The sequence below is a fragment of the Buttiauxella sp. BIGb0552 genome (genome assembly GCF_004366275.1).
GTDB lineage: Bacteria > Pseudomonadota > Gammaproteobacteria > Enterobacterales > Enterobacteriaceae > Buttiauxella > Buttiauxella gaviniae.
This window is the reverse complement of sequence record NZ_SODY01000009.1, coordinates 169,904-186,475: the sequence shown is the minus strand read 5'-3', so window position 1 is coordinate 186,475 and position 16,572 is coordinate 169,904. Positions and strand designations below refer to the sequence as shown.

The window sequence follows — 16,572 nt, the reverse complement described above, 5'->3', positions numbered from 1 at the left end:
CAACCTGGCTGACCCTCACTTACCCGAGTCAGATGAGTGAATATTTCAGCAAGTTTATAGAAGCTGTGAACAGCAGTGTTTCATTCATTAAGTCATAGTGGGAATTTCGGTGAATAAATTTAAAAAGCTACTTTTGGAATTAGCCGTTTCAATTTTGCTAACACTATCACTACCCACAATCGTTTTTGCTGCGGGGAATGGTGTAGCAAACGGTGCCATGTGCCAGAGTGCTGGTGTATGGCAGGGCTTGATTAAAAACATCTGCTGGAGCTGTATTTTCCCGATGAGGATCATGGGAGTGGGTGCAGCTCCTGAAGGCGCAGCTCCATCACGCCCGGGTTGTTACTGTACCGACCAGAACGGTATACCTGAAGTCGGCTGGCAATTAAGTTTTTTCCAGCCGGTGAAGATTGTAGAGGTGGTAAAAAGCCCCTGGTGTAGCCCATTTCTTGAAGGGACGATGCTTCAAAAGTCCCAGTTCGATTTAGGTAAAAGTAATACAAATCAACCAATGACGGCGACTGAAGCTGGTTTCTACGATGTGCATTTATGGGAATTTCCCATTATGACGATGCTGAAGCTTTTGATTATTGGTGAATGTACTGCGGAACCTTATATCGACGCCAGCTTGACCTACATCAGTGAGGTTGACCCGATGTGGGAAAGCGATCTGCTCACGCTTGTTCTGAACCCGGAAGCAGTGGTTTTTGCTAACCCTATTGCGTCTATGGTCTGTGCTGCTGATTGTGTGGCCGTAACTGCGGGGAAAGATAACCTCGGAGCTTACTTCTGTGCCGGTTGTGATGGAAATCTATATCCACTTACGGGGCACGTATATGCAAATGATGATGCGGTCAGAACCAGTTCATTAATCACCCAAAGACTACTCACAAAACTGCACCGGCAGGGAATGTTGATGCGAACCATGGGTGCTGATGCAATGTGCAAAAAGTCCTGGGAGTATTTCACCCCCCGATCTCAGTACCGACTCTCGATGTTATATCCAACACCTGAAGCCGATGGCCCGGATTGTTGTCACCGGCTTGGTGATTCGGTTCATGACTGGTCAACATTGAAAGGCGGAAGAAAGAAAATTGGAATAGATAACTACGTTTATATGCTTTGGCGTTATAACGACTGTTGCGTAAGATTTATACCATAATCAAGGAGTTAGCGTGAAATTTACAAAAGTAATCGCTTCGACGCTTGCTGTTTCACTGGTCACAAACACCTTGAGCTGGGCATTTTATATTTCGCTGATCAATATGGTCACTACGCCTAAAGTATACGCAGCAGATGCAATATTTGACCAGCTGGAAAGTAACTTTAACCTGTCGAATCCCAATGCAAACCGAAACGCTCCGACCAGTGCCCAGGACATCGTGGAGAAGTATAAAAATGCAGGATCTGGCGGGAATTTAAGTGGCACCATATCCGACAAATATGTGGGTAAGGCGGACTCCCTAAATCTAAATGTCGGAAAATACGGAACATCAAACTCTAATGAAAGTGTGATGGGTAACGCTGCGAGTGACGGTAAATCTATAGGTCGCTCAGTATCTCTGCCGAGTATGTCGGGTGGAACCATTAATTCGAGTTATACCAAAGAGGGGGCAAAGCAACTTTCACGTGATGCGAGCGGAAATATTTCAATAAGTAATAGTGCCATTACCACTCCGGGCACAAAAACAAATACCGGCGAGATTTTCAGCTCAGAACAAAAGCACAGTGACACAAAGTTTGCTGCTGGTGGCCGCTACGGAGATGAAGACGGTTTTCTAGACGATATTAAGAATCGGAAAAGCCAGCTTTTTGAAGCTCAGAGCTATGATGGTGTGGCTTACCGTACTCTGGTAAATGCGAATAAAGACAATCCGGCCCCGAATGTAAAACCTAACGACCCGATGTTTAATGCTGGCCGTAATGAAATCGGTAATGCAGTAGCCGGTACGGGTAACTGGCTTCAGAACTGTAATACAGAAACAAAGACGCAGACAATTACCACTCACTACCCGGATTACAAAGAGTCCTACTGCAACTCCCCGAAAAAAGACAACTTCAACTCTTGCACAATAACCCGAGATTTTACTGTGCCCGTTTATATTTCGGGTGGGAACGGGGACCTGTCTGTTTGTGGTGATAATTGTGTAAGAATCTGGTTTGGCCGCAGGGATGATAACTACTGGCAGAACGGTGTATTTGATAACTCCCTGGTACTCAAGTTTCACCCAGATGCGAAGCTGGCAACGGCTAGGGTGGTTGCCGCAGAGTGGGATGACCATATGAGGGTAACTTTGGATGGGAATCAAATTTTTGCGCACATTGATGGTGATTATCGGGATTATGATTATGAAGCTCCAAAGGGTGGCTGGGAGCAGGACAAGTCATGGAAGTTGAATGCGCCAATAGATATCACCGAGAAGGTTCGCAACTCAGTCTATAACGAGCCAGACCGTGAAGTGACGATGGCCTCCCGTGTATGGGTCGGCGGTAAAGGGGAAGGGTATTTCGAGGTCGAATTAACTTTTGAAAATATGAAACTGGAAGACAAGCATGTCCAGGAGCCTGCGGGATGCTATGACGCCGTAAAAGATACCAGCTCATTCTGCCGTTTTGACCGCTTTGCAGATATGGACGTAGGGACTAAGCGTTTACCAGCCGATATTCTCAATATGGCAAAACCTTTGTATGAAGGGGATAAAGGCTTCCTGACGTGGAAGACGAATCTGGAAGGATACTTCTGCGACCCCCTGGCTAAAGAAAAGATCTGCTCGTATGACGCCAGTGGCAAAATTATGAAAGATAAGGAAGGTAACGACCTTTGCTACAACTACGATGATATCAAGAATATGCCCGATGCTTGCGGGGTATATAAGAATGATGCGGCCTGCGGAATGGACAGCCAGACTTGTGCTGAAGGCTGGTACGACGAAGGGACTAAGAGTTGCTACATGTACGAGCAGAAGTACACCTGCGACAGAGGTAAAGATGTTGTGCGTGAAGTGGAATCTCAGACCAATGCTTGTGTAGGGATGATCCCATGTTCTGGAGGGACCTGTGAAACAGGACCGAAGGAAGAGAACAAAGACTTTGGCAAAGTCATCGCGTACTCAAACATGGTCCAATACATGCAGGGTGAAGCTAAATGTACAGACCCAAACGATCCTAACACCTGTTCTGTATTCGAAGGTAAACAGGAATGGTGTGGGCGCTCAGTTGGCTTTGTTAATGGACTGGCTAAGACGGATTGCTGCGAAGCGCCGCAGGGAACGGCAAGCTCCCTGGAAGCAATAATGCTGGCCGGTTCGATGATTCGAAATACTAACTGGAGTGCCGTAAATAGTACTCTTGTCAATTGGACCGGAGGGGACACAGGCTCCTGGGCATCTATGGCTAACTCCGTGGGTGAATGGACAGCTTCCGCAGGCAAAACTGTTGGGCAAATGTGGAGTAACGTCACCAGTTCTCTGACCAGTGTTTATGAGAATGTGGCCGGTAATCTGGGTCGAACTGTTGGCTCTGCTGGTGCGTCAGGTGGCGCAAGTGGAACCGGGCAGCTGGCACAAGAAACCATGACAAGTTTTGGTCTGGGCCAATTGAAACAAATGGCGATGAATAAGGCTTACGATCTTCTGCCAGGCGCGGTAAGAGATTTCGTTTTTGATGCTGCAAGGTCAACAGCTCAAAATGCGGTATTTTCAACAGCGGTAACGAATTTCATGCTTGCCTTAAATGTAATTGGCTGGATTTATACAGCATATCAAGTCACCAAAATGTTACTGGAAATGCTGGTTGCTTGTGATCAAAAGGAAATGGAAGCAAGTATCCATAAAAATCAGAAATCCTGCTTTACAATTGATACAGAACGCTGTGTGAAATATTTAAACATAGGTTTTACTAAGAAGTGCGTTAAAAAGGCTACTGACATGTGTTGTTATAACTCCATGCTGTCGCGTGTAATTATGCAACAGGCATATCCACAATTAGGAATAGATCCTATTGCTGAAAAATGTGTTGGGTTGTCAATAACTCAAATTCAACAGCTTGACTTTGATAAAATCGACTTAACTGAATGGATTAATGATGCAGTACAGGTTGGAGAAGTGCCGGACCAGTACAGCAAATTCACAGAGGAGTCTGTGACGGCCAATTTGCCATTCAAAAACGAGAATTATCAGTTACCTTCGGAAAGAGCTAAAGAATCAATGGGCGGTGAGGATAATATGATTAAAGCTAAACAGGAGAACTCTCAGGCGATACAGGAGGCTAACGTTGATTGTAGCTATTTACCTCGACCGGCAATATGTGAAGTGGGTTCAACATCAGTAGATCCAATAACCGGAAAGCAACTTCCAAAATATTAGTAACAATAAAAAGGGGGCCAAACTTGGCCCCTTTTTACATATTGTGAAATTACCAGAATTTTTTGATAAGTGTTTTTTCAGGGTAACCCTTTTTACCTAGTTCACCTTTAAGCAAGTAATAATCTGCTCCGTCGATTGAAACTGCTAACATACGAGGGGCGGTATATGTCGAGTCTGCTCTCATAATAAATCCATTATACCCTTTAGAACTTTTGTCCCATGTGGTCTGAATAAGACCGTAGCGAATGACAGAATAATTTCCTTTAGGCAATTTTAATTGAGAAAGCTCTGTACCAACTGCTGGCCTGATAGCTTGAAATTCAAAAAGTCGCTTATCAAATGCAATATCTTTTGTTGGTTTGGAAGATAAAACACACTCATTGAATTTTGCCATCATTGACATTTCAATCACGCACTCGTCAACTGCTTTAACTTGTTTATCAGCGTTAAATCCACGTTTCGCAGAACTATCCTTTACAAAGTTAAATGTATAACGAGCACCTTCCTTTACGAGCGAAGGATCATCGTAAGGTAAGTTATTTGGATTAGGAACAAAGGCGACAAACTGTTCGGTACTAATGAACTCAGCATCTTCTTTGCTATATAAAGAGCCTAACGTCATGATGCTTAAACCGGACAACCCTCCAGTTACTGCCCCCATTGCACCATTCATAAGGTATTTGGAGATGCCAGCTTCATCAGAGCTACCGGGTTTGATCTCGGAATCCGCAAATGAAACATCGACACCTGCGAGCGAATACGCGTTTTTAGCGACAGAATCAGCCGGATTTGCCGTCCAATAAAAACCATGGGAATTCGACTTTTGGGCTGTATCTGGGGTCTTTCCAACATTTGATGCACAACCGGCCATCAATGCAGATGAAGTGAGAACGAAAGCCAGAGAAAGTGATTGGTTAAGTTTCATTGCTGTTACCTTCTTGTTGTCTTTAGATGTGCTTAGTATTCCATAGAACCCAAAAAACCTAATACCCTTTGGATAACAAAATTTGATTTTTAATCAGTGGATTAACGTATCTAAAACGTAAAAATCTGCCTTAGGTTCTAGTTATACTGTCACCTCGATTTGAAGGAGGACGAATGAGCACTGCCAGCCCTGGTCAGAAGAAAATTATTAACAATATGAGTGCTAACAATATGGTGATCGCTGCGCCCGGGAGCGGTAAGTCGTTCACGATGATTGAGGGGGTGGCTGAGATACTTAATCGTTTTCCGTATGCAAGAATTGGAATGGTAACGTTCACTAGAGCCGCAGCTGACTCACTGTCAGAAAAGCTGAAGAAAAAACTGACTGAAGAAAAACTGGACCGAATAAAAATAAATACTTTTCACGGGTTTGTGAAAATGCAGTTGGATGAAATGAAATGGAATGGACGATTGCTAATTGGAAGTGCCTTGCGGTCTATGATCCACCGCGCTATCAATCACGCAGGTATTTCGATGGATCTAAGTGCAGCCGAGTTTGCGATTGACGCTATAGGAAGGGAAACAGACCATGATGTTGTCGCTATCAAGTTTTCCTCCCTGCAAATTAACTTGTTTAATACTTATCAGAAGCTGTGCCAGAAAGATGGTGTGGCGGATTTTAATGCCCTGTCAAAATACGTAACCAGCCAGTTAAACTCAGGAATGATACGACCGTTAAACCTTACCCATCTAATAGTTGATGAGGTACAGGACACCGATTCGATACAGTTCTCATGGATAAGCCAGCACACCCGGAGAGGTATCCATACCAGTATCGTGGGTGATGATGACCAGGCCATCTATTCATTCAGGTCATCCGGAGGGGTTAAAATCTTTCAGATGTTCGAAAAAAACTTCACCCCGAATGTATTTTATCTAAATACCTGTTTTCGATGTGAGCCGGAGATTCTTTCGTTCGCAGATACACTGATACAGCACAATAATTACCGTTATACGAAAGAGCTTCAATCGGGAAAGGAGGGCGGGGGAAAAGTAACTTTCTTTTGCTACCGGTCCATGGAGGAACAGTTACAGGGGATTGTGGAGTTGATAGACCAAGACCCTTATGGCTGGGCCATCCTCAGCAGAGGCAACGCTCACCTGGACAAGGTAGAGAACATCCTCAGCCAGGAAACGATAAGGTACGGCGGTAAATCATTTTGGGATGAGAAGGAAAGTAGCGATGTCCTGCATCTGATGGCATTTTTCCGACATCCCTATGATAAAAGGCTCATGAAGCGAGTGCTGGCATTATTCGGTGAGGATGAACAAGTCCTTGATGAAGTAGCCAGTAGAATGGCCGGAAAAAAAGTAACTTTTGACATGCTGCCGTTACCCGAAGAAAGCAGTGTCGCTGTTAAATCAATCCATAAAAACTTCTCCCGCTTTATAACTGACACAAGAGATAAGGCTGAAATAGCCAAGAGAATACAAAATTTAATAAAGTGGATGGAAAATGCATTCATCAAAATGGTTTCGGCTAAAGGAGGGCAGTCAATAACTCGGGTGGCGATAGATACTTGCCAGCAGTGGGCCGAAAGGGATGGTTGGGATAAGATGATCAATCGGGCTGCTGGGTTGTGTCTTGGGACCAAGAAAAATAATAAAGAGTACACACCAGACAAGGTGGTCCTCTCGACATTACACGGTTCGAAAGGACTTGAATGGAAAAAAGTAATTATTCTGAGTTGTACATCAGAGCAGATTCCAAATCCAAAATGTGTCGGAACTGAGTTAATAGAAGAGGAACGCCGGTTGTTATATGTAGGTTGTACCAGAGCAGAAAAGGAACTTTATGTATTATGGTATGGGGCACCTTCGTATTTCTTAAATGAGTGCGCACCTGAAATGGTTATCGAGGCAGAGAGCGCCCTGACACGACCTAAGCAGATAGAAAAAAACGATTGAGCAACCATTTACAAGAAGTTGGTTGTGTTGTATATATATTAATAGAAGTACAAACTAGTCTTAAAAATATTAGCTTCACTCAAAAGTTAGCACACCCCAAAGTAGCTTTATTCATAATTGCCGTGAAAAGCGGCCAACCTTCATAAAGAAGGTTGTAATACACCACCGGCAAAATGTTCCTCATTGTCGTTGGTGCGATTACTTATGCCTATCACGTCAGTTATCCGTTTTTCCCAAATCGTAACAACTTAAAGCTCTTAATTGAGCCTATTTTGTTACGTACTTCTAATGCCAGACAAGTATAAGTCAGCGCGGTTCGTTGCCTACGGGGGATGAATGACAGGCTTTTGCCTCCAAAAAACCGGTAATTCGTTCTGTCGATTTACTGCTTTTAAGTTAAATCATATAGGTAAACAATCATGTCTTTTGAAAATGTTGTCAGCAAACAGCTCGTTAATGGTATCTCAAAGTTATATCAAACTGCATATAGCAAAGATATCCCTCAAGAATTAGCTGAAAATCTTCGTAGTTCTTTTTCGCATTATGCTGAAAAGAAAGCAGAGATTATAGTAGTTATGAATGAGACAGAGTTTTCGACAATTGAATTATTTACATTTAATTCAGTTTCAAAACTTGGCGACTGCATTGCTAAAAATAATGGGTTTTATCATGTGAAAACAAAGCATTTCGATGTCAATAAAATTGACTTAGAAGAAGCGGTTGAATTATTAAATCGTGTGCCTCTCGTTCCACTTTGTAAAACCAAAAAAGATCTAGATATTTTCGTCAAAGATGCATTCGCAGAATTTGGGTTAGATACTTATCTCGATGCGGATAATCTTTATTTTTCACTCGAAAAGTCTAAAGAACTGGAAAATACTCATCTTACAGAATGGATTTGCCAGGTCATTGAAAGTCAGCGAAAGTTAGTTATTCGTGAAGAGTTCAATGCTGCCGCGAATGCTTCTTATGATAATCTTGTCCAGTTTAATAAGGTAATTCGCCCGTTACTTAAACGTCTTGGTTTCCCTAATGAACTGATGGAGCATTCTTTCAGAGAGTTGAGAGCTTTTGATATGAGTGGATGGGATAATGTAATTTCAAAAAATATGGATCAACTGGCAAAACGTGAGTTTTATTATAGTCAAGATGAAACTTTAATTGCCGACGCATTAAATGATAAGAATGCATCAACTCCAATCAACGATAACAAATGGTTTAACAAACCAGGTGTCATCGCTTGCATCGGTGCTGTGTTATTCTGCACTTTTAATGTATTTTATCTATAAACCTGTAAAGGGGAGGCCCTTACAGGGTTTCTCTCTTTTTCCGAGAGGAGCTTTGTATGTCATTTCTGGATAGTATTAATGAAGTAAGAATATCTGGCGTAGTTGTCAGCATTAAGGTTAAGGCAATTGCAGACGGTTGTTGTGGTGCATTGTTAAAACTAAAACAAAGTATGAGTGTAGATGTCGACGGCGAAAAGATAGAGAGAGAATCCTGTATTCAAATCAAAGTCCCGCCTGAATTATACTCAACTAAGTTCGCTGACATTGAGCAAGGTGATGAGGTATTAATCTCCGGTGTGCTGGTGGTCGATAACGTAATAATAAACGGGAGAGAGCAACCTCTTGGTTATATGCGCGTACTCGCAACTAGCATAAATGCACATCTACCAAAACCCGCAAAAGGTTTCGGTTGTTCGACCTTCAAACAGAATTGAGTTAAACCAACCCTTAAAGGGAGAAATCCCTTTACATGGGATTTCTCCCTCAGGAGAGCCCATGAAAACAAGACTATGTGATCCACGGCAAATGAGTCTTTTCTCAATGTTTGATGTAATTGAGGAAGATGAACCTGCACCCATAATAAACCAACCATTGAATATAATTGCTGAAGTAATTCATCAAGAGTCAATGAAGGTGAGTAGGGTAGAAACTGGACCCGTTCATGTTATAGGTATAGAACCTGCCAATCACTTTATACCCGAAACAATATCCTCCGGCACTGTAATAACTCATTCATTGTTACCTGAAGGATCACTACTGCACCGTCATAATAAGGTTCAGGAAAATGATTACCTACTGACATTAGATGAGTACAAAAGTGACCTTGGCGGGCTCGTCTACGAATGGACAGCTGACCATGTGTATACACTGTATGCAGAAGCTCTGGATGATTCACTAAGAGCAATACGACTTCTGATAAGCCTTAAACAGCTTTATTTAGATGAGGGCACTGGGTTTAGGACAGCACATCCTGCACTTCTTTACGAAACAGAATGGCTGATGTCTGATAACTTCGAGCTCGCATGTAAGGTCTTTCAGCTTCGTGCTGACGAGATTCGTTCCTCAGTGAAGTCTATTGTTTATGAAGCAACACACAACAAATCAAATATGCGTCAGAAATATGGTCAATACAAAAATGACCAGAAGGTTATATTCCATGTCTGCAATGATGGCACTGGATGGCCTGTTTTTTTCGATGACGACTATTTTATGGAAGATAATCAGCTTGCTATTACATGGACTGATGAAGACCTGCTTGTTATTTTTAAAGCGGCATTCAATGACTCCATAGATTTGTTTGAAAGCTTAGTTAATAAAAATCGACTTACATTACGGACACCTCGCGGAAAGATTTATATAAATCCTATTTTTAGTAATGAATTGGATTGGATCGCCTCGGATGCTTTCGAAATTGTAGGTAATCATTTGGGATATGACGTTGGTTTGGTTCGCCAAACAATAGCGTTAGCCTGCCAAATGTAATTGAATTAATTGCCCACTGGCAAACATCAGCCAGTTGGCGGTGTTTGCGTATAACGGAGATTTACTTATGTCAAACACTGCAAAAAATACCGGTTCTGTAATTATTGAGTCCACTTCTCAGAAGCAACTTTCCATTCAAGATTTTTTGGATGAGCAAAGTATAAGAGATGGCCGTTATGATATACGTGATGATTATTTTCTCGTATATGCATGCGACTTGTTCCAGCAACCTGAGATGGACCCGGAAATGATTATCCCTGTTTTTAAAATGGAGACCTCATTCCGTGCTGAACTAAACAAAGATTATGTGCCTAACCCGGTTGTTCTTGAGAATGTAGTTAAGCTTTTGGTTGATACTGATATTCAACTTAGCCTTTGTCTCAAAGGGGAGTCTGGTTCGGGTAAAACTGAACTGGCAATGTACATCAGTCATATGATGAACTGGCCCTTAACCATCAAACAAATCAACAGTAATATTCGTGCTGATGAACTTGAAGGTGAGAGAAGCTTAATTGATGGTAATACCGGTTTTGTGTACAGCGATTTAGTCCAGGGATTCAAGGATGGACATCTCATTCTGTTAGATGAGATTGATAAAATTGATCCTGATACAGCAGCTAAGTTGCATATGCCAATAGAGCGGAAACCTTGGTCTGTGAGTGCAAACGGCGGTGAAGTTATTAAGCCTCACGCATTTACGAGATTTTTAGGAACTGCAAACACCAACATGTCAGGAGGAGAAAGGCGCTTTGTTTCCTCTCAGCGTCAGGATGCGGCTTTCACTAAGCGCTTTTTGATAATTGAGATGGAAAAGCCAGATGCAGTATTTTTCACTCGCTTGCTATCGAAACGATATCCGGATTTCAGTATGGGTATTCTTGAGAAATTCGTTAAGGTCGCTATTGCGGTTAACGATGCGGGTGCGGAAGATTCTGTAATGGATGCACGTCAATTAGTAGCATGGGTGTCTACGTCAAAAGCGTTGAGCAACCTGGCTATTAAGGAAACGTTCAAAATCGCATTTGCCACCGGTTTACCGTCTCATATATATGAAACTGTAATGGAGGCCATGGATTTGACTCTTGGTCGTGAAAAAGAGTTCACCATGTCATATCTGACAGCAGCTAGGGTGACGATTGAAAACCAGGTGTATAAGGTTATCGATCTGAATCTTATGAATTATCCAATACAGGAAATCATTTACTTCAAAAGTAATGTTAAGGAGGAATATATTGCTGTGTGCTACGAAAGTGGTTCAAGGGCTCATGTTCTAAAAACTGTAAGTAAGGATTATTCATACTATAAACTTGAAGATCCAATGAAGTCGAAAAATGAATTTGCGGACGCTATGGCTCGTAATAACTTTACCTATGCAGGAATGTTAAAAATAGCCGAAGTCAGTGAAATCTTTAAAGGTCGCATTGTTGCTGATTTTTAAGTAGTTAAAATTTAACCCTATCGGGGATTTCTTCCCGACAGGGGAGTTTTCCCCTTTTTTTATATCTGGAGAAAACTCATGAACGTAAACTCAAATACAAGCATCAATACATCTAATCTCGGCAATATTGATCCAAAAGAACAATGTCAGAAATTCCTCGATGCTTATCCTGAGCTGAAAGACGGTGCGGTCATAACCAAACTAGAAATCAGCGGTTGTCAGGGTCACCGCAGAACTAAAGATATACAGCAATCGTTTGAAGGGTTAGATATTTCAGACCAGAGCAGTGTGTCTAAAAGTGAAGTTCGATGGATTGATTCAAAGGCATTAAGTTTTAAAAGCACTATCAACTCAAAGATATCCACGCTGTGTGCCAGATTGTGCATTAACTACAGTAATATGTTTATTCTTCCTGTTAGCAGTATGCAGGAGTTCCTGGAGGAAGCTCAAAAAATCGAGTCGGAATTCAAGGAAGGGATAAGCAATGCTTTGGATAACTATGAAATTTATGTTGAGAATGAGAAGAAACGCAGCCCTTTAATGGCTGATCTGATTGATAAGCTCAAACTGACCAAGGATGATTTTGGTAAATCATTTAAATTCAGGCTTGCGCATTTTATACCATTCACTCCGATTAGCGTTGAAGAAAGCGATGAAACGAACGACCGATATAAAGAGCAATTGCTTGTTGATATTGCGGATGAAGCAGAGAAAATTTATATCCAAATGATTTCGAAAGAAAGACTGAAATCAAGCACAATCTCTAGACTTAAGCAGATGCAGTCAAAAATCATCAGCTTTATGTTTATGTACAAAGAGGCTGTAGTGCTCGCAGATGCGATTAAATACATTATTGACAATGTACCTAATGGGTCCATTACCAATCCTCGTGATGTATCGGTTCTACAGCAGTGGTTCTGTTTCATGAGTGACGTAAATAAGTTGAGTCGTATCATCTCAGGTGAGGAAAAGGTAGCTGACTGGTTATCAACAATCAGCCACGCGTTCAACTCAGCGAGCAATAATGACACACCAGTAACCAGTAAAATTAATGATAACCCGTTTGCAAAAGTAACCGTTCTTGGCAACAAAGAGAGTGTTAATTCTCCTGCTGCTAAAGCCGGTGTATCTGATGAGACGAAAGGTGATGTCACGTCTGACACACCAGAAGCACCTAAAACATTGGGTGGGGGTTTGAGTCTAAAAGGCTGGTAAATATTAGTTTTCATCCCAGATGGGTACTCCCATCTGGGGAGTACTCTTTTTAATAAAAGGTACTCTCATGACAAACAAATTATCTAAATCACCGCGTCAAATTGAGCGTTTAAGAAATATTGCGAATGTTATTTCAGGCATCCCTGGTGTTGAAGTGATTATTAGTTCCGCCGTATCAGTTCCCTGTTTCAATATAATAGACTCAAGGGTTTTACTGCCGGATGGAGATTATTCTGACCCAGAGTTTGTGGCTCTTTGTGAAGGCTATATATGTCACGAAGCAGGTCATGGACGTTATACGAGTAAGGACGTCTGGTTTAATTCACAAGATGCAGTGTATGAATCTTCTCCTGGTTTTAAAGGTTGGGAGAAAAAAGTACCTGTTTTCGACAATCGCGCAGATAAGATGAAAGCATTGGCCAAAGTTCGTCGCATTGCTGGGCTGATGAATTTATTTGACGATGTGCAGATGGAGAAACGTACCGGTTTAGCGTATGAACAGGCTAAGCACCGCCTCGCAGTAATGTATGCAATCCTTTGCCAAAAAGGGTTCTACACGACCGATACAACTAAACTAGATGCTAACCCTGTCGCCATAATAGAGTGGTACATCCTTTCGAAACTCAGGACCGATGTTCTTGGGCAAGAAGGTGACAAAGCGATACTTGATGATTTTTTTGCTTACTCTGAAAAATTGTTTGGCCCACTCAGAACTGAAATCGACCTGCTGCTCAAAAAGGCACATGGCGTTAACAGTACTGAAGATGCGAGCAAGCTTGCTATTGAGCTTTTTGAACTTCTCAATCGTCTGAAAGAGGAGGCCAATAAGCAAAAGGAGCAGCAAGACAGCCAGCAGCAGGACGGACAGCAGCAGGATGGTCAGCAGCAAGACAGCCAGCAGCAAGACGATCAGCAGCAGGATGGTCAGCAGGAGGATGGTCAGCAGCAAGACAGCCAGCAGCAGGACGATCAGCAGCAGGACGATCAGCAGCAGGATGGTCAGCAGCAAGACAGCCAGCAGCAGGACGGACAGCAGCAGGATGGTCAGCAGCAAGACAGCCAGCAGCAAGACGATCAGCAGCAGGATGGTCAGCAGCAAGACAGCCAGCAGCAGGACGATCAGCAGCAAAACAGTCAGAGTAGCAACAATGACAATGGCGATAGCTCAGAGAAAAGTAACTTTTCTAAGAGTGACTGGGTGCGAATTGCGGATATGTTAGAAGCGTTCGTTAACAGTGATGATGAGAGTAAGGACTATCACGACATAGTGTCGAATATGATTGAACAAATTGCTGGCCTGGTTCCTTCTGAAATTAAGAAGGAGTTTGGCGGTGATGATTCAAACGTACCTGATCTTGTTATTGATTTGCCAGTATATAACGAGGCTTTACGCTTAAGCCATGCTTTGAGTGGCAGTCTATCTGTACTGCAACAGGCTGAAGTAAGAGTCAAAAACAAAACCCGGGACAGAGGCGTTTCTTTCGACAACCGTCGATTGATTCAGGCTCCAATGGGTGTTCGGGATATTTTCAAAGCTCAGGGTTTATCGAAGCAGCGCGGGCAAATAGGTGTAGTTATCCTCAGGGATAATTCGGCATCAATGGTATATGACTCGCGTTATGAGCATGCTATTAAAGCGGACCTCGCATTAACATTAGCGTTGGAAAGCCTGTCTAAAGTGCATGTGTCTAATATGATTTTCCCTGGACATGAAAGTTTCTACGAAGTAATAAAACCATTCAATATGACGGTAGAAGAAACTTTACCTGCATTTGAATATGGTAAGAAAGGCCGATGGACTCCAACAGGTTATGCTTTAAAAGCAGCTATTCAAATTCTTCAGGAATGTCAGTTTGATCGAAAGATAATTTTGATTTTAACTGATGGTCAACCTTCAAAGGATGACCTTTACATACCAAGTTTAATGGAGATGGCTGTAAAGTCTGGAGTTGAGGTGGCCGGTGTTGGAATTAAAACTAAAAGATTGTTTGGTTTTGAATCCAAGCAATATGTTCAAGTAGATGATGTTAAACAACTGACTCGCGTAGTAAACGATTTAGTGTTTAATATTTTAATTAATTAAATTTAATCCTCCCAATCGGGGTAAATACCCGACTGGGTATTTGCCTCCTGACGGTATCAGGAGCAATCATATGGATTACATTAAAGAATTTCGTGTGGAAAATACTGAAAATACTGAGTCGGTTCGCGTCAGAGTTTTTTCGTGTACTGGTCAAGTCATTAACGATATACGCCCTGTCGAAAGTCTCATTAGGGAAGTCACAATTCCTAAGGGAAATCTTTCGAAAAAGGAAACGTTAGTTGATGGTTTCATACAGAAACTTAAAAACGCAGGCTATAAAGAAGCCTGATTGAAATGGGTGACCAATTGGTCACCCACTTAATTATCTGCGTTGTGGGTTTCTCTATGTGCTCTGCTTCGCAGATGGCATAGGGAAACCCACAATGCCAGTTAAGAGAGATCAATATGACAACGCCGACGATGTGCAACAGTAAAACCCCACAGCAAAAAGCAAAAGAAATAATTGACCGTGTCCACAGTCGCGTAGCAGGAATTGGCGGGTGGGGGAGTATTTATAGTTCCTACCCACAGTTAGCTGATGCAGTTGAACGAGCACCAAAACAGGTCCCATGTCCCTTCACTGGAGATGGGAAAACTAAATTTAGATTCCGGACAAAGGATTTGTATACAGGGTGCGCTATTCATAACGATTTCCCTGTTAACACGTTTGTAGATGGAATTGATGTTTTGTCCCACTTGCTGCAATTAAGCAAAACGGAAACCTGTAAAGTGATTCTTCGGGATCATTTTGGTGACGATATCTCAGCGCCTCTTACGAAGGCGGACCTTCAATTAAATGAAGAATACAAGCGTGAAGTAAAAGCCTCGAAGATATTAGAACCTGAGGAAGTAACTGAACGCGCCAAAAAATTAGAAGCAGTTTATCACTACACTAGTCAGGTAACGGAGGATACCTCTGTTGGACGTTATTTGAAGAAGCGTGGATTATCACGAATATTCAGTAATCTGCCAAAAGATATAGGTGTTAATCCCAGATTGTATTATTGGGATAATGGCAAAACGGTTACGTACCCTGGCATGATCGCTGTATATCGCGATAACCGAGGACGCCGCCTGACCATTCACAGAACGTACCTGGAAGTAAATGGTGATAAGGCAAAAGTTGATAAACCTAAACTGATGATGAAACCTCCTGCTGATATGCATGGCGGTTCCATTCAACTGTTTGAGCCGCACTACAACGAGTCAACCAGTACCTGGTTGCTTGGCGTATCGGAAGGAATTGAAAATGCGCTGTCTGTAATTGAAGCGACCTCTATGCCATGCTGGGCTGCAAGCTCTTCATGGGCCCTGGAGAATATGGAGATTCCTGATTATCTACTACCGCCACCTGATGTGAAGTTCATTAACTTTTACATTTGGTCTGATAAAGATCGACCTAATAGTCTTGGTGTTTGTCCGGGCGCAGAAGCTGCATCTAAGCTTTACACTCGAATGAAAGCCTATCTTGAAGGCCGTTATCCTGCTTCACAGTTGAACATTCAAGTATTGGAACCAGAAGGTCAGATTCCCGAGAATAAAAAGGGTATCGACTGGAACAATGTGCTTGTCAATGAAGGTAGTGATGGATTCCCCGTAAGGTGTGCTCCAGAATTACTAATGCAACTGAAATAACGATAACCCCCCTGCTTTTTTGAGCGGGGGGGGTTATCCTTTTTAATTAAGCGCAATTAACAATTGCTTTTAATTAAGATGTTGGAACGATTTCCCTTGTGCTTTTTTATGCTCCCTTTGATAAAAAACACAGCTGAGAAGCCTACTCAGTTTAATCTTTGTGGCGGTATCACT

General features: G+C 42.3%; 12 protein-coding genes. 11 read left to right on the top strand and 1 reads right to left on the bottom strand.

Going from position 1 to position 16,572, the window contains the following annotated elements; all coding sequences use genetic code 11:
- The first annotated feature begins 109 nt into the window (after positions 1–109).
- Entirely contained in the window at positions 110–1,162 is a 1,053-nt protein-coding gene (trhU, locus tag EDF88_RS22845) for a TraU family protein (RefSeq protein ID WP_208326169.1), read from the top strand.
- A gap of 13 nt (positions 1,163–1,175) precedes the next feature.
- Complete coding sequence (trhN, locus tag EDF88_RS22840) at positions 1,176–4,364, top strand: IncHI-type conjugal transfer protein TrhN (protein WP_134187559.1); 3,189 nt, start codon at positions 1,176–1,178, stop codon at positions 4,362–4,364.
- Positions 4,365–4,413: 49 nt separating this feature from the next.
- On the opposite strand, the gene EDF88_RS22835 is transcribed toward trhN, so the two are convergent.
- The gene (locus EDF88_RS22835; RefSeq protein WP_134187557.1) at positions 4,414–5,289 is read right to left on the bottom strand and encodes a hypothetical protein; all 876 of its coding nucleotides are present in this window, start codon (positions 5,287–5,289) and stop codon (positions 4,414–4,416) included.
- A 173-nt stretch (positions 5,290–5,462) separates the two neighbouring features.
- Here EDF88_RS22835 and EDF88_RS22830 point away from each other — a divergent pair, with 173 nt between their 5' ends.
- From EDF88_RS22830 to EDF88_RS22790, 9 genes are all read left to right on the top strand, one after another.
- Complete coding sequence (locus EDF88_RS22830; protein ID WP_115632027.1) at positions 5,463–7,256, top strand: ATP-dependent helicase; 1,794 nt, start codon at positions 5,463–5,465, stop codon at positions 7,254–7,256.
- A gap of 419 nt (positions 7,257–7,675) precedes the next feature.
- Positions 7,676–8,545, top strand: coding sequence for a hypothetical protein (locus EDF88_RS22825; protein ID WP_134187555.1), 870 nt, complete (start codon positions 7,676–7,678; stop codon positions 8,543–8,545).
- A gap of 56 nt (positions 8,546–8,601) precedes the next feature.
- On the top strand, positions 8,602–8,979 hold the full coding sequence (locus tag EDF88_RS22820) for a hypothetical protein (RefSeq protein WP_115632025.1): 378 nt from the start codon (positions 8,602–8,604) through the stop codon (positions 8,977–8,979).
- 61 nt (positions 8,980–9,040) lie between these two features.
- A complete protein-coding gene (locus EDF88_RS22815) occupies positions 9,041–10,027 on the top strand; it encodes a hypothetical protein (protein WP_134187553.1) in 987 nt (328 codons plus the stop codon).
- A gap of 67 nt (positions 10,028–10,094) precedes the next feature.
- The gene (locus EDF88_RS22810; protein ID WP_134187551.1) at positions 10,095–11,465 is read left to right on the top strand and encodes an AAA family ATPase; all 1,371 of its coding nucleotides are present in this window, start codon (positions 10,095–10,097) and stop codon (positions 11,463–11,465) included.
- A gap of 78 nt (positions 11,466–11,543) precedes the next feature.
- Positions 11,544–12,680: a DUF3150 domain-containing protein gene (locus EDF88_RS22805; RefSeq protein ID WP_134187549.1), complete on the top strand. Its 1,137-nt coding sequence runs from the start codon at positions 11,544–11,546 to the stop codon at positions 12,678–12,680.
- Between the two features lie 67 nt (positions 12,681–12,747).
- Positions 12,748–14,763 (top strand): hypothetical protein, encoded by a 2,016-nt coding sequence (locus tag EDF88_RS22800; protein WP_134187547.1) that lies wholly within the window; start codon positions 12,748–12,750, stop codon positions 14,761–14,763.
- A 70-nt stretch (positions 14,764–14,833) separates the two neighbouring features.
- On the top strand, positions 14,834–15,052 hold the full coding sequence (locus EDF88_RS22795; RefSeq protein ID WP_115632019.1) for a hypothetical protein: 219 nt from the start codon (positions 14,834–14,836) through the stop codon (positions 15,050–15,052).
- A gap of 116 nt (positions 15,053–15,168) precedes the next feature.
- Positions 15,169–16,398: a toprim domain-containing protein gene (locus tag EDF88_RS22790; RefSeq protein ID WP_134187545.1), complete on the top strand. Its 1,230-nt coding sequence runs from the start codon at positions 15,169–15,171 to the stop codon at positions 16,396–16,398.
- Positions 16,399–16,572: the final 174 nt, after the last annotated feature.

Bases quoted from the DNA above. Each gene is read 5' to 3' on its own strand.
- EDF88_RS22835 (WP_134187557.1), bottom strand. From the start codon at position 5,289: ATGAAACTTAACCAATCACTTTCTCTGGCTTTCGTTCTCACTTCATCT.
- EDF88_RS22830 (WP_115632027.1), top strand. From the start codon at position 5,463: ATGAGCACTGCCAGCCCTGGTCAGAAGAAAATTATTAACAATATGAGT.
- EDF88_RS22825 (WP_134187555.1), top strand. From the start codon at position 7,676: ATGTCTTTTGAAAATGTTGTCAGCAAACAGCTCGTTAATGGTATCTCA.
- EDF88_RS22820 (WP_115632025.1), top strand. From the start codon at position 8,602: ATGTCATTTCTGGATAGTATTAATGAAGTAAGAATATCTGGCGTAGTT.
- EDF88_RS22815 (WP_134187553.1), top strand. From the start codon at position 9,041: ATGAAAACAAGACTATGTGATCCACGGCAAATGAGTCTTTTCTCAATG.
- EDF88_RS22810 (WP_134187551.1), top strand. From the start codon at position 10,095: ATGTCAAACACTGCAAAAAATACCGGTTCTGTAATTATTGAGTCCACT.
- EDF88_RS22805 (WP_134187549.1), top strand. From the start codon at position 11,544: ATGAACGTAAACTCAAATACAAGCATCAATACATCTAATCTCGGCAAT.
- EDF88_RS22800 (WP_134187547.1), top strand. From the start codon at position 12,748: ATGACAAACAAATTATCTAAATCACCGCGTCAAATTGAGCGTTTAAGA.
- EDF88_RS22795 (WP_115632019.1), top strand. From the start codon at position 14,834: ATGGATTACATTAAAGAATTTCGTGTGGAAAATACTGAAAATACTGAG.
- EDF88_RS22790 (WP_134187545.1), top strand. From the start codon at position 15,169: ATGACAACGCCGACGATGTGCAACAGTAAAACCCCACAGCAAAAAGCA.